Origin of the sequence: Streptomyces sp. NPDC001903, from assembly GCF_042891345.1 — a bacterium.
GTDB lineage: Bacteria > Actinomycetota > Actinomycetes > Streptomycetales > Streptomycetaceae > Streptomyces.
In genome coordinates this window covers 597,738-621,634 of record NZ_JBIASZ010000004.1, presented here as the reverse complement: position 1 = coordinate 621,634, position 23,897 = coordinate 597,738, and the positions used below count along the sequence as shown (strand labels likewise).

The window sequence follows — 23,897 nt, the reverse complement described above, 5'->3', positions numbered from 1 at the left end:
GAGTTCTCAAGGAACGGACGCTTCCTTTGTACTCACCCTCTCGGGCTTTCCTCCGGGCTTTCGTTCTTCGTTCTTGCGTTTCCGACTCTATCAGAGTCAGTTCCGCTTGCTTTCCGGGGTCTTCGCTTTCGCGTTTTCCCTTTCCGGCGATTCCGACTCTATCAGATCCTTTCGGGCCTGACTCCCAGTCAGCGGGTTTCGCTGCTTGGGCTGTTGGGCCCTTGCGGCGAGTGAGACAGTAGCGGATTCCTTGCCCCCGAACCTAATCGGCGGCCGCGTCCTCGGACACGGATTCCTCATTCGCAAATACGCATGAAAACGAGACGACACAGTGCGTCGTTCGTTCGAATGTGTAGTGCGGGATGGCTGTCCGGGGACCGACCGGAGTCGACGCTCACGTCGGACAACTCGAAGAACCTTACGGACCTCGGACGGGTGTGTCAACCCCGGGACAGGGCCCACCGGAAGGGCTAGCCTTGTCCCCATGACTACGCATGCACTCACGTCCAGCCTTCGCTGGTGGGCCGCCTGACGGCGGCCGACCTTCCACGCGAGCACGCATGCGCTCACGGCCGCCGCTTACGGCGGCCGTTTCTGTTTCTCCCCCTCCGGGAGTGGCTCGGTCGCCCGCCGCGGCGGTCCCGACACCAGCCAAGAAGAGGAAGAGGGAGACAGGACATGACGAGGATCTTCAGCGGGATCAAGCCGACCGGGCACCTGACGCTGGGGAACTACCTGGGGGCCCTCCGCCAGTGGGTCGCCGCCGACCAGCGGCCGGACGAGGCGCTGTTCTGCGTCGTGGACCTCCACGCACTGACCGTCGAGCACGATCCCGCGCGGGTCCGCCGGCTCAGCAGGCAGGTGGCGACCCTGTTCCTCGCCTCCGGGCTGGACCCGGAGAAATGCACGCTGTTCATGCAGAGCCACGTCGACGAGCACACCCGGCTCTCGTACGTCCTGGAGTGCACCGCCACCGACGGCGAGATGCGCCGGATGATCCAGTACAAGGAGAAGTCCGCGCAGGCGCAGGCGTCCGGGGCGGGCGTACGGCTGTCGTTGCTGACGTATCCCGTGCTGATGGCCGCCGACATCCTCGCGTACGAGACCGAGGAGGTCCCGGTGGGTGAGGACCAGCGGCAGCACGTGGAGCTGGCCCGGGATCTGGCGGAGCGGTTCAACCAGCGGTACGGGCAGACGTTCACGGTGCCGAAGGTGACGCTGCCGCAGGTGGCTGCGCGGGTCATGGACCTGCAGGACCCGACGTCGAAGATGGGGAAGTCCGGCGGATCCGGCCCCGGGGTCGTGTTCATGCTGGACGAGCCCGGAGTGATCCGTAAGAAGGTCATGCGGGCCGTGACCGACAGCGGGGACGGCGGGGTCGTCTACGACCGGGAGGCGCGTCCGGGGGTCGCGAACCTGCTGGACGTGCTGGCCGCCTGCACCGGCGGGGATCCGGCCGCCCTCGCCGAGGAGTACGGCGGGTACGGCGCGCTCAAGCGGGACGTCGCCGACGCGGTGGTGGAGCTGCTGCGGCCGGTACAGGAGCGGCACGCCGAACTGGCGGCCGATCCGGCGGCGGTGGAGAAGGTGCTGCGCGAGGGGGCCGGGCGGGCGCGGGCGCTGGCGCGGCCGGTCGTGGACCGGGCGTACCGGGCCATCGGGCTGCTGGAGCCCTGAGGCGCACGGAGGTACGGGCCCCGCGCGGGAGCCCGTACCTCTTGTTCTCCCACCTCCGTGCGGGCTGTCTCAGCTGTTGCCGGAGGCGAGTTCGCGACTGCGGTCGCGGGCCGCTTCGAGGGCTGCGATCAGGGCGGCCCGTACGCCGTGCCGTTCGAGCTCGACGATCGCGTTGATCGTGGTGCCGGCCGGGGAGGTGACGGCCTCGCGGAGCTTGACCGGGTGCTCGCCGCTGTCGCGGAGCATCACGGCGGCGCCGATGGCGGCCTGGACGATGAGGTCGTGGGCCTGGGCGCGCGGCAGGCCGAGGAGGATGCCGGCATCGGTCATCGCCTCGACGAGGAAGTAGAAGTACGCGGGCCCGGAGCCGGAGAGGGCGGTGGCGGCGTCCTGCTGCGACTCGGGGACGCGCAGGGTCTTGCCGACGCCGCCGAAGATCTCCTCGGTGTGGGCGAGGTGTCCGGCGGTGGCGTGGCTGCCGGCCGAGATGACGGACATGGCCTCGTCGACGAGGGCGGGGGTGTTCGTCATGACGCGGACGACGGGGGTGCCGGGGGCGAGCCGCTCCTCGAAGAAGGAGGTCGGGATGCCGGCGGCGCCGCTGATGACCAGGCGGTCGGCCGGGACGTGCGGGGCGAGCTCCTCCAGGAGCTTGCCCATGTCCTGCGGCTTGACGGTGAGGATGAGGGTGTCGGCGCGCTTGGCGGCCTCGGCGTTGCTGACGGCTTCGACGCCGTAGCGGGTGCGGAGCTCTTCGGCGCGTTCGGGGCGGCGGGCGGTGACGAGGAGTTTGGAGGCGGGCCAGCCGCCGCGGATCATTCCGCTGAGCAGGGCCTCGCCGATCTTGCCGGTACCGAGGACCGCGACTGTCTGGGTCATGCCCGATTCACCTCGCCGAACTTATCCGCACGCGTTCCACGCGTGATGCGTTTGCCCCCTCATCCTTTCACTCGTGGGACGAACGGCGAGGAGCTGTCCGCAGTGCGGTCAGGGATGCCCGGTCGGGGGCGGCCGGTCGGGGCTGCCCGGTCAGGGCGTGCGGCGGCGGAGGGTGGCCGCGCCGAGGGCGAGTACGAGCAGCGCGCAGGCGGCGACGATCACGGCGTCGCGGACGAAGTCGGCGGTCATGTCGGTGTGGGTCAGCACCTGGGTCATGCCGTCGACGGCGTACGACATGGGCAGCACGTCCGAGATGCCTTCGAGGACGGGCTGCATGGTGTCGCGCGCCGCGAACAGGCCGCACAGCAGGAGCTGCGGGAAGATCACGGCCGGCATGAACTGGACGGCCTGGAACTCGCTGGCGGCGAAGGCGGAGACGAACAGGCCGAGCGCGGTGCCGAGCAGCGCGTCGAGCAGGGCGACGAGCAGGAGCAGCCAGGGCGAGCCGACGACGTCGAGGCCGAGGAGCCAGAGCGCGAGCCCGGTGGCGAGGAGGGACTGGACGACGGCGACGGCGCCGAAGGCGAGGGCGTAGCCGGCGATGAGGTCGCCCTTGCCCAGCGGCATGGCGAGGAGGCGTTCGAGGGTGCCGGAGGTGCGCTCGCGCAGGGTGGCGATCGAGGTCACCAGGAACATGGTGATGAGCGGGAAGATCCCGAGGAGGGATGCGCCGATGCTGTCGAACGTGCGCGGGTTCCCGTCGAAGACGAAGCGCAGCAGCGTCAGCATCAGTACCGGGACCAGCAGCATCAGCGCGATGGAGCGCGGGTCGTGGCGCAGCTGGCGCAGGACGCGGGCGGCGGTGGCGGTGGTGCGGGCGGCGCTCATCGGGTGACCTCGGGCTTCGCTTCGGCGTTGGCCTCGTCGACGAGGCGCAGGAAGCCCTCCTCGACGGTGGCGGAGTGCGTACGGGTGCGCAGTGCGTCGGGGGTGTCCTGGGCGAGGATGCGGCCCTCGCGCATGAGGAGCAGGTCGTGGCAGCGCTCGGCCTCGTCCATGACGTGGGAGGAGACGAGGATCGTCGCGCCTCGGGTGGCGGTGATGTCGTGGAAGAGGTTCCACAGGTCGCGGCGCAGGACGGGGTCGAGGCCGACGGTGGGCTCGTCGAGTACGAGGAGCTCGGGGGTGCCGAGGAGCGCGACGGCGAGGGAGACGCGGCTGCGCTGGCCGCCGGAGAGGTTGCCGGCGAGGGCGTCGGCGCGGGTGGTGAGGTCCACGTCGGCGATGGCTCGGGTGACGGCTTCGCGGCGGCGGTCGGCGGCGGCACGGGCGGGGTCGAGGACGGCGGCGAAGTAGTCGAGGTTCTGGCGGACGGTGAGGTCGTCGTAGACGGAGGGGGCCTGGGTGACGTAGCCGATGCGGGAGCGGAGCTCGGGGTGGCCGGCGGGGCGGCCGAGGACGTCGAGGGTTCCGGTGACGTTGGCCTGGGTGCCGACGACGGAGCGCATGAGGGTGGACTTTCCGCAGCCGGAGGGGCCGAGGAGGCCGGTGATGCGGCCGCGGGGGACGTCGAAGGCGATGGAGTCGATGACGGTGCGCGGGGTGCGGCCGGTGCCGCGGCGGACGGTGAGCCCGCGGGCGTGCACGGCGGGCACGGCGGGCGGGGCGGGCTCGGTGAGAGACGCCTGCGGGTTATTCATCATGTGATGAATAATGCTCCCGGCTGTGCCGGGGCGTCAACAGGGCGGGCGCGGGCCGGTCTACTTCTTGCGCTTGGGGCGGCGCGCGGCCGGGTTGCCCGTACGGGCGCTGCGGCGGCGGGCGAACTCGGCGGTGGCGCGCTCGTACTCGGCGCGGCGCAGCTTCTCACCGGGGGCCTCGAAGAAGCAGCGCAGGAAGTACGCGATGAGGGAGCCGATGAAACCGATCATCTTCAGGCCCTTGAGGGCGGCCTCGTCGGAGGAGGGTGCGGGGCGGCGGCTGAAGGAGTCCCAGGTCTTCACGAAGGCGATGGAGCTGGCGATCGCGAAGAGGACGACGACGGAGATGCTCAGGAAGGGGCCGACGTTGCCGATCTCCAGGCCCTCGTAGGAGAGGCGGAGCAGGACGGCCGCCGCGATGGCGGTGATGATCGAGCCGGCGCCGACGGCGACGCGGCGCAGGGCGTAGCCGCCGTCGTGGTTCACCCACGTGGTCTCGAAGAACCGGATCGGCTCGGGCTCGGGGCCGGCCGCGGCCGCGGGGGCCTGCGCGGCCGGGTCGGCGGAGGGCTTCTGGTCTCGCTGGTCGTCGTCGCTCACACCGGCGATTATCCCTCTCCGCGCCGACCCGGCCGGGGGTGTCTCACCTGGCAGACGGGCGGCGGGCGGCCTAGCCGCAGCGGTTGGCCACGTAGCCGTCGCTGCCGGTCTTGACGTACGCGTCGGAGACGAAGCGGCCGTTGCCGATGCAGTCCCAGATGTCCGACGTGCCGTACGGGCCCGAGACGGTCGTGCCGTCGCACTGGCAGCGGATCGTGACGTTCGCGCCGTACGGCAGGGTGTCGATGACCGAGTAGTTCGTCCCCGGACCGCTGCGGACGTTCACGCGGTAGCCCGGAGCGACCGGAAACGTCTGGAATCCCGAGCCGGCGGTGAGGCTCTGGACTTGGCTGGAATCGTTCTCCACGGACATGTGAAATCTCCCCCCACGGGTGTTGCCGTGCGCAACTCGCGCAGGGTAGCAGGACCCTTGGAGATTCGTACGGCCCATCGACTAGGCTCCGGCGGGGGTGGTTGAGCGGTGCATTCGCTGCGCGCGGACTACGTGGGCTTTCCGGAGTACGCCGGCCAGTACCGGCTGGAATCGGTGCTCGGTTCCGGCGGGATGGGCGTCGTCCATCTGGCCACCTCCGGGTCGGGGCTGAAACTCGCCGTCAAGATCGTGCATGCCGAGCATGCGGTCGATCCGGAGTTCCGGGCCCGCTTCCGGCAGGAGGTCGCCGCCGCGCGGCGGGTGAGCGGGGCGTTCACCGCGCCCGTCGTGGACGCCGATCCCGATGCCGAACGGCCGTGGATGGCCACCCTGTTCATCGACGCCCCGACGCTGGCCGAGCGCGTACGGGAGCGGGTGCTGGACCCCGTCGAGCTGGCCCGGCTCGCCGCGGGGCTGGCGGAGGCGCTGCGGGACATCCACCGGGCGGGGGTCGTCCACCGGGACCTCAAGCCCAGCAACGTGCTGATGGCCCCGGACGGGGTGCGGGTCATCGACTTCGGGATCTCGCGGCCGGCGGACAGCGATCTGCGGACCGAGACGGGGAAGCTGATCGGGACGCCGCCGTACATGGCGCCGGAGCAGTTCCAGCGGCCGCGGGAGGTGGGGTCGGCGGCGGACGTGTTCGCGCTGGGGGCCGTACTCGTCCACGCGGCGACGGGGCACGGGCCGTTCGACTCCGACAGCCACTACCTGGTGGCGTACCAGGTGGTGCACGCCGAGCCCGATCTGACCGGACTGCCGGAGCAGCTCGTACCGCTCGTGGCGCGGTGCCTGGCGAAGGAGCCGGCGGACCGGCCCACCGCCGAGGAGCTGATCGCGGAGATGCGGGCGGTGGCGTACCCGACCTCCGAGGACACCCAGGTGTTCGTGCCGCAGCCGCGGCGGCCGGTCGGGGCGGGACCGGTCGGCGCGGGGCCGGTGGGGACGGGGCCGGTGGGGACGGGGCCGGTGGGGACGGGGCCGGCCGCCGAAGCGACGCACCGGCGGGAGCGGATCGCCGTCGGGGCCGGGCAGGCCGGCCGGGGGCGGCGCGGGGCGCGGGCGGTGGTGGCGGTGGCGGTGGCGGTCGCGCTGCTGGCGGGCGCGGCGGTGGGCGGGTACCTGTACTTCGGGGCGGGGGCCGGCCCGCCGCAGGAGGTCGCGGGGAAGGCCGATCCGGCTCCGGCGAAGCCGTTCACACCGTGGGCGGTCGCGCTGGGCGATCCGAAGGCGGGCCATCGGACCGGAGCCTGTTCCTGGGGCGAGCCGGCGGCGCTGTACTGCGCCGGGCCGGGGGTGGCGGCGGCCCGGCTCGATCCGGCGGACGGGTCGGTGGTGTGGTCGCTGAAGGCGGCTGCCGCCGGGACCCGGACCGCGGCGGACGGTGCCCCGCTGCAGGCGGGCGGGCTGGTGCTCGTGGCCGCACCGGGCAGCGGGACGCTGCAGGCGCTGGATCCCGCTACGGGAGCCGAGCGCTGGCAGCGGAAGCTGCCGGACGGTGCGCGGGCGGTGGTGGCGGGCGGGCAGGTGCTGCTCGTACCGCCGGCCGGGAGCGTGACGGCGCTCGACGCGGCGAGCGGGGCCGTGCGGTGGACGAAGCAGCTGGGCGGGGTGGGTTCCGTGTGGTGGGGCGACGGCGCGGCGGTGTACGTGTCGACGCCGGACGGCGCGGGCGGGAGTTCGCAGCTGGTGGAGGTGGATCCGGCGAGCGGGGCGGTGCGCTGGCAGCTGCGGACGGCGGGGCGGCTGCGGCCGGTCGGGGCCGCGCGGGGCGGGCTGTACCTGCTGGACGGCGACGCGGACGGCAAGACGGGCGCGGTGGTCCGGGTGGACGCGGCGACGCAGGCGGTCCGGCGGGTCCGGCTGTCCGTGCCGCTGTTCGACGCGGAGGCGTCGGTGGGCGCGGACGGCGTCGTGTACGCGGTCGGGGTCTCGGGCGCGCTGATCGCGGTGGGCGCGGAGCGGGAGCAGTGGCGGCTGGAGACGGGCCTGGCCGTGGCCTCCCGCCCGGTGGCGGCCGAGGGCCGGATCCTGCTGACGGCGCCGGACGGGCGGCTGATGGCGGTCGACGCCGGGACAGGCCGGCTGGTGGGACAGACCCGGCCCCGCCCGGCCGACGGGCGCGCCGGCTTCACGGCCACCCTCCCGCCGCCGGTCCCGGCCGCGGGCCGCGTCTACGGGACGGCCCCCGACGGCTCGGTCTTCGCGGTCGGCGCCGCGGACCCGGCGGGGTGGTAGCTCGGGCGGGGCCGGAACGCGGCGAACCCCGCCGGGGCTTTCCGGCGGGGTTCGCGGCTGCTCTCGTACGGAGCGGGCCGGGCCGAGCCGGGACCACGGCTCGGGGGCGGGAGCGTCAGACGCCCAGCTTGCTCACGTCGCGGACCGCGCCCTTGTCGGCGCTCGTGGCCATCGCCGCGTACGCACGCAGTGCGGCGGAGACCTTGCGTTCGCGGTTCTTCGGGGCGTAGACGCCGCCGAGCGCCGCGTGGCGGGCGGCCAGCGTGGCCTCGTCCACCAGCAGCTCGATCGAGCGGTTGGGGATGTCGATCCGGATGCGGTCGCCGTCCTCGACGACGGCGATGTCGCCGCCCGAGGCCGCCTCCGGGGAGGCGTGGCCGATGGACAGGCCCGAGGTGCCTCCGGAGAAGCGGCCGTCCGTCACCAGCGCGCAGACCTTGCCGAGGCCGCGGCCCTTGAGGAACGACGTCGGGTAGAGCATCTCCTGCATGCCGGGGCCGCCGCGCGGGCCCTCGTACCGGATGACGACGACGTCGCCGGCCTTGATCTCCTTGCGGAGGATCTTGTCGACCGCCTCGTCCTGAGATTCGCAGACGACCGCCGGACCCTCGAAGGTCCAGATCGACTCGTCGACGCCGGCCGTCTTCACGACGCAGCCGTCCACCGCGATGTTGCCGCGCAGCACCGCGAGCCCGCCGTCCTTGGAGTACGCGTGCTGCACCGACCGGATGCAGCCGCCCTCCGCGTCCAGGTCGAGGGTGTCCCAGCGCTCGGACTGGGAGAAGGCGGTGGCGGAGCGCACGCAGCCGGGCGCCGCGTGCCACAGCTCCATGGCCGTCTCGGACGCCGTGCCGGAGCGGGCGTCCCACTTGGCCAGCCAGTCCTCCAGGTTGTCCGAGTGGACCGTCGTGACGTCCTTGTTCAGGAGCCCGCCGCGGTGCAGCTCGCCGAGGATGGCGGGGATGCCGCCGGCCCGGTGGATGTCCTCCATGTAGTACGTACCGCCGGGCGCCACGTTCGGCGCGACCTTGGCCAGGCACGGGACCCGCCTCGACACCTCGTCGATGTCGGTGAGGTCGTACTCCAGGCCCGCCTCCTGCGCGGCGGCGAGCAGGTGCAGGATCGTGTTCGTCGAGCCGCCCATGGCGATGTCGAGGGCCATGGCGTTCTCGAAGGCCTGGCGGGTGGCGATGGAGCGCGGCAGGACCGAGTGGTCGTCCTGCTCGTAGTACCGCTTGGTGATCTCGACGACCGTCCGGCCTGCGTCCTCGTACAGGGCGCGGCGGGCGGTGTGCGTGGCGAGGACCGAGCCGTTGCCGGGCAGGGCCAGCCCGATGGCCTCGGCGAGGCAGTTCATGGAGTTGGCGGTGAACATGCCGCTGCACGACCCGCAGGTCGGACAGGCGTTCTCCTCGATGCGCAGCACGTCCTCGTCGGAGACGTTCTCGTTGGAGGCGTCGACCATGGCGTCGATGAGGTCGAGCTTGCGGACGGTGCCGTCGACGAGGACGGCCTGGCCGGCCTCCATCGGGCCGCCGGAGACGAACACGACGGGGATGTTGAGGCGCATGGCGGCCATCAGCATGCCGGGCGTGATCTTGTCGCAGTTGGAGATGCAGATGAGTGCGTCGGCGCAGTGCGCCTCGACCATGTACTCCACGCTGTCCGCGATCAGGTCGCGGGAGGGCAGGGAGTACAGCATGCCGCCGTGTCCCATGGCGATGCCGTCGTCGACCGCGATGGTGTTGAACTCGCGCGGGATCGCACCGGCGGCGCGGATGGCGTCGGAGACGATCCGGCCGACGGGCGCCAGGTGGGTGTGGCCGGGGACGAACTCGGTGAAGGAGTTGGCGACCGCGATGATCGGCTTCCCGATGTCCGCACTCGCTACGCCCGACGCACGCATAAGGGCGCGTGCGCCCGCCATGTTGCGGCCGTGGGTGACGGTGCGGGACCTCAGCTCGGGCATCGGGTTCACTCCCCATGAGTGCGGTGGCGTTCGCACGCCCGCCGCGACTGTGCATGACTGTGGATATGGCTCGGTTACGAGGCTACGCTCCCGGCCCGCGATGCGGACAAGTTGTCCGTATGACGGGACGGCAGGCTCATTCCTCGGTCATTCCTCGGTCAGATAACGCTGAAGCGTAGGCGCGACCAGGGTGACGATGTCCTCCGGGTCGGCGGAGGCGAGGGGCTCGACCTGGACCACGTACCGCAGGAGCGCGATGCCGATCATGTGGGAGGCGGCGAGCTCGGCGCGGAAGGTGGGGTCCGGGACGTCGAGGTCGGCCGCGACCCGTTCCAGGACCCGGCGCAGGACCAGCCGGCGCAGCACCGCCGCCGCGGCCTCGTGGGTGAGGGCGGAGCGGACGACGGCGAGCATGGGAGCCCGGGTGACCGGGTTCTCCCAGATGCCCAGGAAATAGCGGGCCAGCCGCTCCCCGATGCCCTCGGGGCCCTCCCCGACGATCGCGGGGACGACGAGCGCGGGCTCCATCGTGACCTCGATGGCGGCGGCGAAGAGGTCGTCCTTGCTGCCGAAGTAGTGGTGGACCAGGGCCGGGTCCACGCCCGCGACCTTCGCGATGCCGCGCACGGAGGTCTTGTCGTACCCGCGCTCCGCGAACACCTCGCGGGCGGCGAGCCGGATGCGCTCCTGGGTGCCCGGGCCGTCGTCCGCCTCGTCCTGGCGGGGCCGGCCGGGTCCGCGGCGCGGCTTCGGGGACTCCGTCATGGGCGGGGGGTCCTGATCGGTGCGGCGCTGGAGGCCAGGTGCAGCCGGGTGAAGGCCAGGGCCTCGGCGAGGTCGGCCTCGCGCTCCGCGGAGGACATCGCGCGCCGGGTGTTGACCTCGATGACGACGTGCCCGTCGAAACCGGTCGTGGCGAGCCCCTCCAGCAGCTCGGCACACGGCTGCGACCCCCGCCCCGGAACCAGGTGCTCGTCCTTCGCCGAACCGTTTCCGTCCGCGAGGTGCACGTGCGCGAGCCGGCCGCCCATGCGGTCGATCATGGCGGTGGCGTCCGTACGGGCGGTGGCGGTGTGCGAGAGGTCGAGGGTGAAGTGCCGGTAGTCGTCCTTGGTGACGTCCCACTCGGGGGCGTAGGCGAGCATCTCGCGGTCCCGGTACCGCCACGGGTACATGTTCTCCACGGCGAACCGGACGTCGGTCTCGTCGGCCATCCGCCAGATTCCGGTGACGAAGTCCTTCGCGTACTGCCGCTGCCAGCGGAACGGCGGGTGCACGACGACGGTGGAGGCCCCCAGCCGCTCGGCGGCCGCCTGGGCCCGCTGGAGCTTGGTCCAGGGATCGGTGGACCACACGCGCTGCGTGATCAGCAGACAAGGGGCGTGCACGGCCAGGATCGGCACCCCGTGATCGTCGGAAAGCCGCCGCAGGGCGTCGACGTCCTGACTGACCGGATCCGTCCAGACCATCACCTCGACGCCGTCGTAACCGAGGCGCGCGGCGATCTCGAAGGCGGTCGCCGTCGACTCCGGGTAGACGGAGGCGGTGGAAAGGGCGACTTTCGCAGTCGGGATCCGAACGGGTTCTGCCACGGGGACAGGGTACGGGCCCCGGCCCCGAAGGACCGTGACGCCGACCACGCCGCAGGCTCCGTACCGCCCCCTCAGGAGGGGAGGTGGTCCAGGCGGCGGAGGATGACGCCCTCCCGGAGGGCCCAGGGGCAGATTTCCAGTTCGTCCACGCCGAAGAGGTCCATCGCGCCCTCCGCGACCAGCGCTCCCGCCAGGAGCTGGGACGCGCGGCCCTCCGAGACGCCCGGGAGTGCGGAGCGCTGGGCGGTGGTCATCGCCGCCAGCCTCGGGACCCACTCCTCCAGGGACTTGCGGGTCAGGTCCCGCTGGACGTACAGGCCGTCCGCCGAGCGGGCCGCACCCGCGATGCGGGCCAGCTGCCGGAAGGTCTTCGAGGTCGCCACCACGTGGTCCGGCGCGCCGAAGCGGCTGAACTCCCCGACCGTACGGGCGATCTGGGCCCGCGCGTGCCGCCGCAGGGCCCGTACGTCCGCCGGGTCCGGCGGGTCGCCCGGCAGCCAGCCGGTGGTGAGCCGGCCCGCGCCCAGCGGCAGCGAGACCGCCGCGTCGGGGTCCTCGTCGATGCCGTAGGCGATCTCCAGCGAGCCGCCGCCGATGTCGAGGACCAGCAGCTTGCCCGCGGACCAGCCGAACCAGCGCCGGGCGGCCAGGAACGTCAGCCGCGCCTCGTCCTCACCGCTCAGGATGGGCAGGTCGACGCCGGTCTCGGCCAGCACCGTGGCCAGGACCTCGTCCGCGTTGGTGGCTTCGCGCACGGCGCTGGTCGCGAAGGGGAGGACGTCCTCGCAGCCCTTGTCCTCGGCGGCCTGCGCGGCCTCGCCGATCACCGCCACGAGGCGTTCGACGCCCTCCGGCGTGACCGCTCCGCGCTCGTCGAGCAGCTCCGCCAGTCGCAGTTCCACCTTCTGCGAGTGCGCCGGCTGCGGGCGCGCGCCGGGGTGCGCGTCCACCACCAGCAGATGGATCGTGTTCGAACCCACATCGAGGACACCGAGTCTCATACGAGGAAACGCTACTGTGCGGCTGGAGTATGGGTGGAGTAAGGGGCCCTTAGGCTTGGGTTTGTGCCAAATACGAAGAAGGCCAACAAGTCCAACAAGGCGAAGAAGGCCAAGGCCTCCGCCAAGCCCTCCGCCGCCGCTCGTGACGACGAGAAGGGGCTCGACTTTCCCCGGGCCTGGGTGGAGTTCCCCGACCCCGCCGATGCCGAGCAGGTCTTCCGCTGCGACCTGACCTGGCTGACCTCCCGCTGGACGTGCATCTTCGGCAGCGGCTGCCAGGGCATCCAGGCCGGCCGGGCCGACGACGGCTGCTGCACCCTCGGCGCGCACTTCTCGGACGAGGACGACGAGAAGCGGGTCGCCGAGCACGTGGCGCGGCTGACCCCCGAGCTGTGGCAGTTCCACGACGTCGGCAGCGAGTCCGGGTGGACGCAGCACGACGACGACGGGGAGAAGCAGACCCGCCGCTGGGAGGGCGCCTGCATCTTCCTCAACCGGCCCGGCTTCCCGGCCGGAGCGGGCTGCTCGCTGCACATCCTGGCGCTCAAGAGTGGCCAGGAGCCGCTGGAGACCAAGCCGGACGTGTGCTGGCAGCTGCCGATCCGCCGGACGTACGAGTGGATCGACCGGCCCGACGACACCCGCGTGCTCCAGGTCTCGATCGGCGAGTACGACCGGCGCGGCTGGGGTCCGGGCGGCCACGACCTGCACTGGTGGTGCACCTCGGCGACGTCCGCGCACGGCGCCGGCGATCCGGTGTACGTGTCGTACCGCGCCGAGCTGACCGAGCTGATGGGCAAGGAGGGGTACGAGGAGCTCGTGCGGCTGTGCGAAGCGCGGCTGTCCTCGCTGCTCCCGATGGCTCCGCACCCCGCCGATCCCGTCACCCCGTAGGCCCGTAGGCCCGTAGGACCCGGCCTCAGGACGGCCCCGGCCCGCTCGGATCCGCCGGCGGGCCAACCGTTCCTCCTGGCCCTCCCGACGCGCTCGCGGTCGGGGTCGGCGTGGGAGTGGGTGTCGGCGTCGGCGTGGGCGTGGGGGTCTCCGTCGGCTTCGGCGTGGGCGTCGGCGTCGGGCTCGGCGTCGGGTCCCCGGGCTCCGGCGGGGGCGTGGGCGCCGGCCGGCCGCGGCCCTGGATGGAGATCACCGCACCACCCGGCTCCACCCCGATCCGGGCGGACCAGGCGCCCACGGGCTGGGCGGCGGTGTCGACGGTGATCCACACGGTGAACGAGGCACCGGGATCCAGCGTGCCCGCGGACCGGCTCGCCTTCAGCCAGGGGGCGTCGGACCAGAGCTGCCAGTCCACCGGCGCCCCGCCGGACGCGGTGAGCGTGAGCATGGTCGTGCCCCCGTGCGAGGAGGCGGCGACGGAGAGCCGCCCGGGGTTTCCCGGCCGGCCGTCGGGGGCGGCGGACTGCCCGGTGCTGATCACCTCGACGGAGACGTCCGAGCCGTCCGGGCCGGCGCCGCCCCGGCCGAAGCCGGGCTCGCCGGTGGTGTGCGCGGTGTTGCCGGCGTTCTCGTACGCGCGCAGCGGGCGGCCGTCCCGGCCCGGGACGGGGAGCTCGGACTCGCTCGCGGAGATCCGGGTGGAGTCCGCGCCGACGGGCTCGCCGGTCTCCGGGGCGCCGCGGTACGCCGCCCACAGCGCCAGGACCGGGGCCGCGACGACGGTGGCCACGACGGTGGTGGTCACGGCCCGGGCCCGCAGCCGGTCGCGGCGGGCGGCGCGGTCCCGGGGGTCCATCGGGAAGCCGGTGCGGTCGAAGCGCGGGCCGGGGCGGCGCCCGCGGCGGCCGCCGGAGCGGACCATGGCCGCGCGGACGGCGGTGCGCGGGGCGGGGACCATCGGGAGGGCGGCGTCGATGCCGCCGGTGCCGGGCCAGGGGGCCGCGGCGTCCACGCGCTCGGCGACGCGGCGGCAGCGCGGGCAGTCGTCGACGTGGCGCACCAGCTCGGCGCGCAGGGTGGTGGACAGCAGCACCTGCCCGTCGCCGTCACCGGTGAGCCGTGACACGGAGGGGCAGCCGCCGGTCTCGACGACGGCGAGGGCGGCGCGGGTCCGCTCCACCTCGCAGGCGGCGCCGGCCAGCAGCTCCCGGGCGAGGGCGGGGGGCGTGCCGAGGACGGCCGCGAGTTCGGGGACGCCGAGGCGGTGGCGGACGGCGAGTTCGAGGGCCTCGCGCTGCGCGGGCGTGGTCCCGGCGGCCTCGGGCCAGGCGAGCCGGGCCAGTTCGGTGCGCCGGTACGCGCTCACGTCGAGGGTGGCGGAACGGTACGCCTCCGGCGCGTGCTCGGCTTCCTTGCGCTCCGGCGTGCGCCGTGCGGAATGCGCTCCCTGCCGGGTCCGCCGGTGGTCGGCCAGCCGCCGCAGGCAGGCCCAGCGGGCGAGGGCGTACAGCCAGGCCCGCCGGTCGCCCTCGTCGGGACAGCGGCCGGGGTACCGCTCGGCGACGGCGAGGACCTCGGCGAGGACCTCGGTGGCGGTGTCGTGGTCGCAGAGGACCGACAGGCAGTAGGTGAACAGGCCGTCCAGGTAGGGCTCGTGCCGGAAGGGGGGCGGCGGGGCCGGCCGTTCCCGTTCCCGGCCGCCGGGACCCGCGAAGCCTTCGAGGCCCCCTTCGGGGTCTCCTTCGGGGCCCTCGGGACGTTCAGGGGGGCCCGAGGGGGGCGTGCGCCCGTGCGCCCGGTGTGCGCCGGTGCGCTGGGCGGGGCTTTCCTGATTGCTGCTGTTCACCCTGGCGAAGGTAGGCCGCACGCCGGTGACGGCCGTGAAGCCTTCAGCTGTTTTAGCCCTTACGGGTGAACAGATCGAACGTGTGCTGACCGCGGCCCTGACGCCGGGCACGGGAACGCCGCCCGGGGCCCGCTGTCACAGGCTCCCGATACCGTGGGCCGCATGGCTGCCCGTACATCTCGTTCATCCGCCAAGGACCGGCCGTCCTACCGCTGCTCCGAGTGCGGGTACACGACCGCGAAATGGCTCGGCCGGTGCCCCGAGTGCCAGGCGTGGGGCACCGTCGAGGAGATGGGCGGCGCGCCCGCCGTGCGGACCACCGCGGCCGGCCGGGTCTCCGCGCCCGCGCTCCCGATCGCGCAGGTCGACGGCCGGACGGCGACCGCCCGCAGCACCGGCGTGGACGAGCTGGACCGGGTCCTCGGCGGCGGGCTCGTGCCCGGCGCCGTCGTCCTGCTGGCCGGCGAGCCGGGCGTCGGCAAGTCGACCCTGCTGCTCGACGTCGCGGCGAAGGCGGCCAGCGAGGCGCACCGCACCCTCTACGTCACGGGCGAGGAGTCGGCGAGCCAGGTGCGGCTGCGGGCCGACCGGATCAACGCGCTCAACGACCACCTCTTCCTCGCCGCCGAGACCGATCTGTCCGCCGTACTGGGGCACCTCGACGCCGTGAAGCCCTCGCTGCTGATCCTGGACTCCGTACAGACCGTCGCCTCTCCCGAGATCGACGGCGCGCCCGGCGGCATGGCCCAGGTCCGCGAGGTGGCCGGGGCACTGATCCGCGCCTCCAAGGAGCGCGGGATGGCCACCCTGCTGGTCGGGCACGTCACCAAGGACGGGGCGATCGCCGGCCCCCGCCTGCTGGAGCACCTCGTCGACGTCGTCCTCAGCTTCGAGGGCGACCGGCACGCGCGGCTGCGCCTCGTGCGCGGGGTGAAGAACCGCTACGGCGCCACCGACGAGGTCGGCTGCTTCGAACTCCACGACGAGGGGATCACCGGACTCGCCGACCCGAGCGGGCTGTTCCTGACCCGGCGCGCGGAGGCCGTCCCCGGGACCTGCCTGACGGTGACCCTGGAGGGCAAGCGCCCGCTGGTCGCCGAGGTGCAGGCGCTGACCGTGGACTCGCAGATCCCCTCGCCCCGGCGGACCACCTCGGGTCTGGAGACCTCGCGCGTCTCGATGATGCTGGCGGTGCTGGAGCAGCGCGGCCGGATCACCGCGCTCGGCAAGCGCGACATCTACTCCGCCACCGTGGGCGGGGTGAAGCTGACGGAGCCGGCCGCCGACCTGGCGATCGCGCTCGCGCTGGCCTCGGCGGCGAGCGACGTGCCGCTGCCGAAGAACCTCGTGGCGATCGGGGAGGTCGGTCTCGCGGGCGAGGTGCGGCGGGTGACGGGCGTACAGCGGCGGCTCGCCGAGGCGCACCGGCTCGGCTTCACGCACGCGCTGGTGCCGGGTGATCCGGGGAAGGTGCCGGCCGGGATGAAGGTGATCGAGGTGGCGGACATGGGGGACGCCCTGCGGGTGCTGCCGCGCGGGCGCTCGCGGGCGGCGGCCAAGGAGTAGCCGCTGGTGGCGGGGGTATGAGGGGGCCCGTACGGGGTCCCGCGGGGGCGCACCTGGCCAAGCCACGGCGGGGGCGCGGCGCACGCCGGTAGACTTTGTGCTGGTCCGCCCGGCCGTACGCAGGCGGCGCAACCCGCGACCGGAGGAGTGCAGTGGCAGCCAAGGACGGGGCAGCAGCACCCGGGAAGTCCGGCGCGAGCTCCAAGCACGACGCGCTGATGCGCGCCTCGCTGAGTGCGGTCGCCCCCGGTCAGCCCCTGCGCGACGGCCTGGAGCGGATCGTCCGCGGCAACACCGGCGGACTGATCGTCCTCGGGATGGACAAGGCCGTCGAGGCGATGTGCACGGGCGGTTTCGTCCTGGACGTGGAGTTCACCGCGACCCGCCTGCGCGAGCTGTGCAAGCTCGACGGTGCGCTGATCCTGGACAAGGACCTCACCAAGATCCTGCGGGCGGGCGTCCAGCTGGTGCCGGACGCGTCGATCCCGACGGAGGAGACGGGCACCCGGCACCGGACCGCGGACCGGGTCTCGAAGCAGTGCGGGTTCCCCGTCGTCTCGGTGTCGCAGTCGATGCGGCTGATCGCGCTGTACGTGGACGGGGAGCGGCGGGTCCTGGAGGAGTCCGGGGCGATCCTGTCGCGGGCGAACCAGGCGCTGGCCACGCTGGAGCGGTACAAGCTCCGCCTGGACGAGGTCGCCGGGACGCTCTCCGCGCTGGAGATCGAGGACCTGGTCACGGTGCGCGACGTCACGGCGGTCGCGCAGCGGCTGGAAATGGTTCGCCGCATTGCCACGGAAATCGCGGAATACGTGGTCGAGCTGGGCACGGACGGACGACTGCTGTCGCTGCAGCTGGACGAGCTGACGGTCGGGATCGAGCAGGAGCGGGAGCTGGTGATCCGGGACTACGTGCCGGAGCCCACCGCGAAGCGCTCGCGCACGGTCGAGGAGGCGCTGCCGGCGCTGGACGCGCTGACGCATCCGGAGCTGCTGGAGCTGGCGATCGTGGCGCGGGCGCTGGGGTACACGGGGTCGCCCGAGACCCTGGACTCCGCGGTGTCCCCGCGCGGGTACCGGCTGCTGGCGAAGGTTCCGCGCCTGCCGGGGGCCATCATCGAGCGGCTGGTCGAGCACTTCGGGGGCCTGCAGAAGCTGCTGGCCGCGAGCGTCGACGACCTCCAGGCCGTGGACGGCGTGGGCGAGGCCCGTGCGCGGAGCGTCCGCGAGGGGCTGTCCCGGCTGGCCGAGTCCTCGATCCTCGAGCGGTACGTCTGATCCCTCGACGCGGCCCCCGCACCCCTCGGCGGCGCGGGGCCGGGTCCGGGCCGGGTCAGTCCTGCTTCAGGACGAACGAGGTCCGGGCGACCGGCATGCCCGGGGACTTGACCTCCACCACGTACGTGTCGGGAGCGGCGGCGCCCGCCGGAGGCGTCTGGCACTGGTCGGGGGCGCTGAACTTCCGGTCCCATTCGAGCGACTGCTTCGTCTCGCCCTGGGACGGGACCCGGAAGAAGGCGTTGCCCGCGCCCGCGGGACAGTCCGCCGAGGACCAGACCGCCTTGCTGGTGCTCGCCTGAAGGATGGTCAGGACCGCCTGCTTCGGGCCGAGATCGACCTTGCAGGTCGTTCCGGAGACATTGCGCGCGACCAGTTCGAGGCGGGGCTTCTCGCTCGTCTCGTACTCGTTCTTCACGCTCTTGACCTCCCACTGCAGCCCGCCGGGGGCGCAGGTCGGGAGGGGGGAGTCCGCCGGGACCTGAGCCGCGTTGCCCGCCGCACCGCCGCCGCTGCCTCCGGCGCCGGAGCCGGCGCCGCCGCCCGAAGCGGAACCCGTGCCCGGAGTGCCGCCCGGCTCACCGTTCTTGCCCGCGCCGCCGCCCGACTCCGCACGCCCGCCCGGCGCCTGACTGATCGCCGGACCGGTCCCGGCCGGTCCCGGGGTGATCGACGTGACGGGCTTGGGCCCCTTGTCGCCGCCCTTGCCGTTCGTACTCGACGTGCCACCACCGGAAGTGACGGTCCATACGGCGAGCAGCGCGAGGAGCGCGACGACTGACGCCAGCACAGCCCTCCGTCGCCAGTAGATGGAGGAGGGGAGCGGCCCGACCGGATTGCGCATAGATCCCACGGACGGAACTTTACGAGAGTCCGCGGCCCGATCCGCGCCCCACATGCCGCGCAACCGGCTTGTTTTGCGGATGATCATCCTGCGGGCGGACCCCCGACCGTCGAGAATCGGCCAAGAGTCCGACGCCGGACTTGATCGGCTTTGAGTACGGTCGGTGAGCATGGACTCCTCCGGCCTCTACCGCGACATCACCGATTCCGCCCGCTCCGCACCCGGCTGGGTGCAGTCGGCGTTCGAGGTCTGGACGGAGTACGGGCTGCTGCTCTTCGGCCTGCTCTTCATAGCCGTGTGGTGGCGTGCGCGCACCGAGGCGGGCCCGCGGGCCGTCGCCCTCGCCGTCGCCGCGCCGCTCGCCACCGCCCTCGCGTACGCGGCCTCCGAGCTCGTGAAGTCCGCGGTGGACGAGGAACGGCCCTGCCGGGCGGTCGCCGGGGCCGCCGCCTCGCTCGTCGCCTGCCCGGCCCCCGGCGACTGGTCGTTCCCCAGCAACCACTCCGCCATCGCCGGCGCCGCCGCCGTCGCGCTGGCCCTCGCCGTGCGCCGTGTACGCCGCCTCGCGCTGCTGACCGTCCCCCTCGCGGTGCTGATGGCCTTCTCCCGGGTCTTCGTCGGGGTCCACTACCCCCACGACGTGGTGGCCGGCCTGCTGCTCGGCGGGGCGCTCGCCGCGCTCGCCGTCCCCGTCCTGACCGGTCCGATCAGTACGATCACCACCGCCATGCGGGCGAGCGGCGGGCGCGCCGCTGTCTGGTTCACCGGCCCGGGCCCCGCGCGGCAGCCCTGAACGTGCCAGGATGCAGTTGCCATGACTGCATCCACCAGCCCTTCCCCCGAGACGTCCCCCGACGCGTCCCACGCGCTGCACTCCCCGGTCATCGCCTGGTTCGAGGAGCACGCCCGCGACCTGCCCTGGCGCCGGCCCGAGGCCGGGCCCTGGGGGGTCATGGTCAGCGAGTTCATGCTCCAGCAGACCCCCGTCAGCCGGGTCCTGCCCGTATACGAGCAGTGGCTCGCCCGCTGGCCCCGCCCCGCCGACCTGGCCGCCGAGGCCCCCGGCGAGGCCGTACGGGCCTGGGGGCGGCTCGGCTACCCGCGGCGGGCCCTGCGCCTGCACGGCGCGGCCGTCGCGATAACGGAGCGGCACGGGGGCGACGTACCGCGGGAGCACGCGCAGCTGCTCGCGCTGCCCGGGATCGGCGAGTACACGGCGGCCGCCGTGGCCTCCTTCGCGTACGGGCAGCGGCACGCCGTACTGGACACCAACGTGCGGCGGGTCTTCGCGCGCACCGCGACCGGGGTCGAGTACCCGCCGAACGCCACCACCGCGGCCGAGCGGCGCCTGGCCCGGGCCCTGCTGCCCGAGGACGAGGGGACGGCGGCCCGCTGGGCGGCGGCCTCGATGGAGCTCGGCGCCCTGGTGTGCACGGCCAAGTCCCCGGACTGCGCCCGCTGCCCGGTCGCCGGGCTGTGCGCGTGGCGGCTGGCCGGGAAGCCGGCCCACGACGGGCCGCCGCGGCGCGGGCAGACGTACGCGGGAACGGACCGGCAGGTGCGCGGCAAGCTCCTCGCGGTGCTGCGGGACGCGGTCGGGCCGGTTCCGCAGGCCGTGCTCGACACGGTCTGGGACGAGCCCGTGCAGCGGGCCCGGGCACTGGACGGGCTGGTCTCCGACGGGCTGGTCGAGCCGCTCGCGGCGGGCATGTACCGGCTGCCGCAGGCAACTTCCGTACATACCCCTGCGAGCACCGCGTCAACCACCCCGGCGAGCACCGCTGCGACCACCCCCACGAGCCCCGCCGCGAGCACCCCGGCGAGCCCGGCCACAAGCTGAGCCTGGGATTCCGTTTATCTCGGCGAAACCCCAGCTCACGGCACTGTTACACAACCTATGGGTGTCCGTGCGCCCACCGAAGGCTGGCCCGCACAGGCCCGTGACAACCCCTCCGTACCTTCGAATCCGTAAGGCGAGAGGCAACGGACGAGCGGTTGCACGGGACGGAGGCGGTCTGAGATGGCGCACGGCGAGGTACTCGGATTCGAGGAGTACGTACGCACTCGGCAGGACGCGCTCCTGCGCAGTGCCCGTCGCCTGGTTCCGGACCCCACGGACGCGCAGGACCTGCTGCAGACCGCCCTGGTGCGCACGTACGGCCGCTGGGACGGCATCGCCGACAAGTCCCTGGCCGACGCCTACATGCGCCGCGTCATGATCAACACCCGTACCGAGTGGTGGCGCGCCCGCAAGCTCGAAGAGGTCCCCACCGAGCAGCTCCCGGACGCCTCCGTCGAGGACGGCTCCGACCAGCGCGCCGACCGCGCCCTGCTGATGGACATCCTCAAGGTGCTCGCCCCCAAGCAGCGCAGCGTGGTCGTGCTGCGGCACTGGGAGCAGATGAGCACCGAGGAGACCGCCGCCGCGCTCGGGATGTCTGCGGGTACTGTGAAGAGCACCCTGCACCGCGCACTGGCCCGTCTCCGGCAGGAACTGGAGAGCCGGGACCTGGACATGCGCGCGCTGGAGCGCGGTGACCACCGCGGTGAACACACCATCCGGTACGAGGGGCGTGAGCGGTGCGCGGCCTGAATGGCCAATGCCTGAGGGGCAGAAGTTCGCTGGTGCTGATGTCGGCGGGGACGGTCGTCCTCGCCGGCACTGTGCTGTTCGCGGCCGGATGCAGCGCCGGCGGGACCGGCCTGCGCGACGGTGGGCCCGCCCACACCGACCCCGTGTCGAAGAGCGCCTCGCCGTCGGCCACCCCGCCCGACCACGTCCCGGCCACGACCGGCGCGTCGGGCAAGCCCTCGAAGAAGGTCGACCCGGTCGCGCTGCTCCAGGCCGACCCGAAGGTCAGCGCCGAGGTCAAGCGGGACCTCAAGCCCTGCACGGGCAAGGAGTACCCGATCGACGTGAGCTACGGGAAGGTCACCGGGAACTCGGTCGTCGACATCGTCGTCAACGTGCTCTCCTGCGCCGACGCGCTGGGGCGGGGTTCGTACGTGTACAGGTCGGAGGGCGGGACGTACGAGAATGTGTTCTCGGACGAGCAGCCGCCCGTCTACGCGGAGATCGACCGGGGCGACCTGGTGGTCACCAGGCCGGTGTACGGCAAGAGCGACCCGCTCGCCTACCCGTCCGGCGAGGACGTCATCACGTACCGCTGGGACGGGGAGAAGTTCACCGAGCAGGACCGGGTGCACACCGACTACAGCAACGTCGACGGCGGGGCCCAGCCCGCCCCCGCGGTCACCCAGAAGAACTAGCAGCGAGGCGAGGCTTCCCCGCATGGCCGAGACCCATGTCCTGTTCGTGGAGGACGACGACGTCATCCGTGAGGCCACGACCCTGGCGCTGGAGCGCGACGGGTTCGTGGTCACCGCCATGCCCGACGGCCTGTCCGGCCTGGAGTCCTTCCGGGCCGACCGCCCGGACATCGCCCTGCTCGACGTGATGGTGCCCGGCATGGACGGCGTGAGCCTGTGCCGCCGGATCCGCGACGAGTCCACCGTCCCGGTGATCATGCTGTCGGCGCGGGCCGACTCCATCGACGTCGTCCTCGGCCTGGAGGCGGGTGCCGACGACTACGTCACCAAGCCGTTCGACGGCTCGGTCCTCGTCGCCCGCATCCGCGCGGTGCTGCGCCGCTTCGGCCACGCCGGCGGCCCGCAGAACGGCCGGCCGGGCGCGCACGACGAGGACGGCTCCGACGAGCGCGGGGTCCTGCTCTTCGGCGACCTGGAGGTCGACACCGAGGGCATGGAGGTCCGCAAGGCCGGCGCCCCGGTGGCGCTGACGCCGACCGAGATGCGGCTGCTGCTGGAATTCTCCTCCGCGCCCGGCACCGTTCTCTCGCGCGACCGCCTGCTGGAGCGGGTGTGGGACTACGACTGGGGCGGCGACACCCGCGTCGTGGACGTCCACGTCCAGCGGCTGCGCACCAAGATCGGGCAGGACCGCATCGAAACGGTCCGAGGATTCGGATACAAGCTCAAACCATGAGGCGCTTCACCCTCCGTACGGGGATCCGCTGGAAGATCACGCTCGCCATCGCCGCCGTCGGCGCGCTCGTCGCCGTGGCACTGAGCCTGGTCGTGCACAGTGCTGCCCGCGTGTCGATGCTGGAGAGCGCCCGCGAGGCCCAGCTCGCCAACGTGAACGTCATCGCCCGCTTCGTCGAGGCCGGGCGCAAGCCGGCCCTGGGGGCGAAGATCAACGACCCCGAACTGCCCGTGGCGCTGCGCGAGAAGGCGCGGTCGGGGCGGCGCGGGACCTACATCCAGGAGTCCCGCAAGGGCGTGCCCGAGGTGTGGGCGGCGGTGCCGCTCGGGAACGGGCAGGTGCTGTCGCTGCACAACCAGTTCAAGGAGAGCGCCAACATGGTGCGCGACCTGGACCGGGCCCTGGTCGTCGGCTCGATCTCCGTCGTGGTCGCGGGCGCCGCGCTCGGCGTGCTCATCGGCGGCCAGATCTCGCGCCGGCTGCGCAAGGCCGCGGCCGCGGCCCAGCGGGTGGCGCACGGGGATCCCGACGTACGGGTGCGGGACGCGGTCGGCGGCGTCGTACGGGACGAGACCGACGACCTCGCGCGGGCCGTGGACGCCATGGCGGACGCGCTCCAGCAGCGGCTGGAGGCGGAACGGCGGGTGACCGCGGACATCGCGCACGAGCTGCGGACCCCGGTGACGGGCCTGCTCACCGCGGCGGAACTGCTGCCGCCGGGGCGGCCGACGGAGCTGGTGCGGGACCGGGCGCAGGCGATGCGGGCACTGGTCGAGGACGTGCTGGAGGTGGCCCGGCTGGACAGCGCGTCCGAGCGGGCGGAGCTGCAGGACGTGGCGCTGGGCGAGTTCGTGAGCCGGCGGGTGACCGCGCTGATGCCGGAGGCGTCGGTACGGGTGGTGGCGGACGAGATCGTCAGCACCGACCCGCGGCGGCTGGAGCGGATCCTGGGCAACCTGCTGGCGAACGCGGCGCGGTACGGACAGCCGCCGGTCCAGGTCGACATCGAGGGCCGGGTCGTACGGGTCCGCGACCACGGGCCGGGCTTCCCGGACGCGCTGCTGCGCGAGGGGCCGAGCCGGTTCCGCACGGGGTCGACGGACCGGGCGGGCGTCGGGCACGGGCTGGGGCTGACCATCGCGGAGGGGCAGGCGCGGGTGCTGGGCGCCCGGCTCACGTTCCGCAACGTGGCGGCGCCGGGCGGCGTGGACCGCGAGGGCGCGGCGGCGGGCGCGGTGGCGGTGCTGTGGCTGCCGGAGCAGGCGCCGACGGCGACCGGGAGCTTCCCGATCATCAAGCTGTCGGAGGCGTAGGGATGTTGGAGCGGTCCGGGGCGCGGCGGCCCGGCTGAGCCGCTCGCGCAGCGCAGTCGTGC

22 protein-coding genes are annotated in these 23,897 nt (G+C 73.2%); 11 read left to right on the top strand and 11 right to left on the bottom strand.

What is annotated here, in order from left to right; translation table 11 throughout:
* Positions 1 to 678 precede the first annotated feature (678 nt).
* On the top strand, positions 679 to 1,677 hold the full coding sequence (gene trpS / locus ACFYZS_RS12520; RefSeq protein ID WP_389010209.1) for a tryptophan--tRNA ligase: 999 nt from the start codon (positions 679 to 681) through the stop codon (positions 1,675 to 1,677).
* A 69-nt stretch (positions 1,678 to 1,746) separates the two neighbouring features.
* Here trpS and proC read toward each other — a convergent pair whose 3' ends face one another.
* The 5 genes from proC to ACFYZS_RS12495 form a co-directional block, all read right to left on the bottom strand.
* On the bottom strand, positions 1,747 to 2,556 hold the full coding sequence (proC, locus tag ACFYZS_RS12515; protein WP_389010206.1) for a pyrroline-5-carboxylate reductase: 810 nt from the start codon (positions 2,554 to 2,556) through the stop codon (positions 1,747 to 1,749).
* A 150-nt stretch (positions 2,557 to 2,706) separates the two neighbouring features.
* The gene (locus ACFYZS_RS12510) at positions 2,707 to 3,444 is read right to left on the bottom strand and encodes an ABC transporter permease (protein WP_389010203.1); all 738 of its coding nucleotides are present in this window, start codon (positions 3,442 to 3,444) and stop codon (positions 2,707 to 2,709) included.
* On the bottom strand, positions 3,441 to 4,259 hold the full coding sequence (locus ACFYZS_RS12505) for an ABC transporter ATP-binding protein (RefSeq protein WP_389010200.1): 819 nt from the start codon (positions 4,257 to 4,259) through the stop codon (positions 3,441 to 3,443). Before ACFYZS_RS12505 ends, ACFYZS_RS12510 begins: the two co-directional genes overlap by 4 nt.
* 57 nt (positions 4,260 to 4,316) lie before the next feature.
* Positions 4,317 to 4,856 (bottom strand): hypothetical protein, encoded by a 540-nt coding sequence (locus ACFYZS_RS12500; protein WP_389010197.1) that lies wholly within the window; start codon positions 4,854 to 4,856, stop codon positions 4,317 to 4,319.
* Positions 4,857 to 4,926: 70 nt separating this feature from the next.
* Positions 4,927 to 5,229 (bottom strand): SH3 domain-containing protein, encoded by a 303-nt coding sequence (locus ACFYZS_RS12495; RefSeq protein ID WP_389010194.1) that lies wholly within the window; start codon positions 5,227 to 5,229, stop codon positions 4,927 to 4,929.
* Between the two features lie 108 nt (positions 5,230 to 5,337).
* On the opposite strand from ACFYZS_RS12495, the gene ACFYZS_RS12490 reads away from it, so the two are divergent.
* Entirely contained in the window at positions 5,338 to 7,527 is a 2,190-nt protein-coding gene (locus tag ACFYZS_RS12490) for a serine/threonine-protein kinase (protein ID WP_389010191.1), read from the top strand.
* Between the two features lie 115 nt (positions 7,528 to 7,642).
* Here the strand turns inward: ACFYZS_RS12490 and ilvD are convergent, their stop codons facing one another.
* From ilvD to ACFYZS_RS12470, 4 genes are all read right to left on the bottom strand, one after another.
* Complete coding sequence (ilvD, locus tag ACFYZS_RS12485; protein WP_389010188.1) at positions 7,643 to 9,496, bottom strand: dihydroxy-acid dehydratase; 1,854 nt, start codon at positions 9,494 to 9,496, stop codon at positions 7,643 to 7,645.
* Positions 9,497 to 9,643: 147 nt separating this feature from the next.
* Complete coding sequence (locus ACFYZS_RS12480) at positions 9,644 to 10,261, bottom strand: TetR family transcriptional regulator (protein WP_389010185.1); 618 nt, start codon at positions 10,259 to 10,261, stop codon at positions 9,644 to 9,646.
* Positions 10,258 to 11,088, bottom strand: a complete 831-nt coding sequence (locus tag ACFYZS_RS12475; RefSeq protein ID WP_389010182.1) for a sugar phosphate isomerase/epimerase family protein — start codon at positions 11,086 to 11,088, stop codon at positions 10,258 to 10,260. Before ACFYZS_RS12475 ends, ACFYZS_RS12480 begins: the two co-directional genes overlap by 4 nt.
* Before the next feature lie 71 nt (positions 11,089 to 11,159).
* Positions 11,160 to 12,089, bottom strand: coding sequence for a Ppx/GppA family phosphatase (locus ACFYZS_RS12470; RefSeq protein ID WP_389010179.1), 930 nt, complete (start codon positions 12,087 to 12,089; stop codon positions 11,160 to 11,162).
* Between the two features lie 63 nt (positions 12,090 to 12,152).
* Here ACFYZS_RS12470 and ACFYZS_RS12465 point away from each other — a divergent pair, with 63 nt between their 5' ends.
* Complete coding sequence (locus ACFYZS_RS12465; RefSeq protein WP_389010177.1) at positions 12,153 to 12,983, top strand: hypothetical protein; 831 nt, start codon at positions 12,153 to 12,155, stop codon at positions 12,981 to 12,983.
* Between the two features lie 25 nt (positions 12,984 to 13,008).
* Here the strand turns inward: ACFYZS_RS12465 and ACFYZS_RS12460 are convergent, their stop codons facing one another.
* Positions 13,009 to 14,829, bottom strand: coding sequence for a hypothetical protein (locus ACFYZS_RS12460; protein WP_389010175.1), 1,821 nt, complete (start codon positions 14,827 to 14,829; stop codon positions 13,009 to 13,011).
* Between the two features lie 162 nt (positions 14,830 to 14,991).
* On the opposite strand from ACFYZS_RS12460, the gene radA reads away from it, so the two are divergent.
* Together radA and disA are read left to right on the top strand one after the other, a co-directional pair.
* Positions 14,992 to 16,395 carry a DNA repair protein RadA gene (radA, locus tag ACFYZS_RS12455; protein ID WP_132758520.1) on the top strand — a complete coding sequence of 468 codons (1,404 nt, stop codon included), beginning with the start codon at positions 14,992 to 14,994 and terminating at the stop codon, positions 16,393 to 16,395.
* Between the two features lie 152 nt (positions 16,396 to 16,547).
* Positions 16,548 to 17,672, top strand: a complete 1,125-nt coding sequence (gene disA / locus ACFYZS_RS12450) for a DNA integrity scanning diadenylate cyclase DisA (RefSeq protein ID WP_030158457.1) — start codon at positions 16,548 to 16,550, stop codon at positions 17,670 to 17,672.
* A 55-nt stretch (positions 17,673 to 17,727) separates the two neighbouring features.
* On the opposite strand, the gene ACFYZS_RS12445 is transcribed toward disA, so the two are convergent.
* On the bottom strand, positions 17,728 to 18,462 hold the full coding sequence (locus ACFYZS_RS12445; RefSeq protein ID WP_389010173.1) for a hypothetical protein: 735 nt from the start codon (positions 18,460 to 18,462) through the stop codon (positions 17,728 to 17,730).
* 223 nt (positions 18,463 to 18,685) lie between these two features.
* Between ACFYZS_RS12445 and ACFYZS_RS12440 the strand changes: the two genes are divergently transcribed.
* From ACFYZS_RS12440 to cseC, 6 genes are all read left to right on the top strand, one after another.
* The gene (locus ACFYZS_RS12440; protein WP_389010170.1) at positions 18,686 to 19,309 is read left to right on the top strand and encodes a phosphatase PAP2 family protein; all 624 of its coding nucleotides are present in this window, start codon (positions 18,686 to 18,688) and stop codon (positions 19,307 to 19,309) included.
* Positions 19,310 to 19,330: 21 nt separating this feature from the next.
* Positions 19,331 to 20,356 (top strand): A/G-specific adenine glycosylase, encoded by a 1,026-nt coding sequence (locus ACFYZS_RS12435; protein WP_389010167.1) that lies wholly within the window; start codon positions 19,331 to 19,333, stop codon positions 20,354 to 20,356.
* 180 nt (positions 20,357 to 20,536) lie between these two features.
* On the top strand, positions 20,537 to 21,109 hold the full coding sequence (locus ACFYZS_RS12430) for a SigE family RNA polymerase sigma factor (RefSeq protein ID WP_389010164.1): 573 nt from the start codon (positions 20,537 to 20,539) through the stop codon (positions 21,107 to 21,109).
* 38 nt (positions 21,110 to 21,147) lie between these two features.
* Entirely contained in the window at positions 21,148 to 21,786 is a 639-nt protein-coding gene (locus ACFYZS_RS12425; RefSeq protein WP_389010161.1) for a hypothetical protein, read from the top strand.
* Positions 21,787 to 21,808: 22 nt separating this feature from the next.
* The gene (cseB, locus tag ACFYZS_RS12420) at positions 21,809 to 22,522 is read left to right on the top strand and encodes a two-component system response regulator CseB (RefSeq protein ID WP_389010158.1); all 714 of its coding nucleotides are present in this window, start codon (positions 21,809 to 21,811) and stop codon (positions 22,520 to 22,522) included.
* Positions 22,519 to 23,835, top strand: a complete 1,317-nt coding sequence (gene cseC / locus ACFYZS_RS12415) for a two-component system sensor histidine kinase CseC (RefSeq protein WP_389010155.1) — start codon at positions 22,519 to 22,521, stop codon at positions 23,833 to 23,835. The genes cseB and cseC overlap by 4 nt, the downstream gene beginning before the upstream one ends.
* Positions 23,836 to 23,897 lie beyond the last annotated feature (62 nt).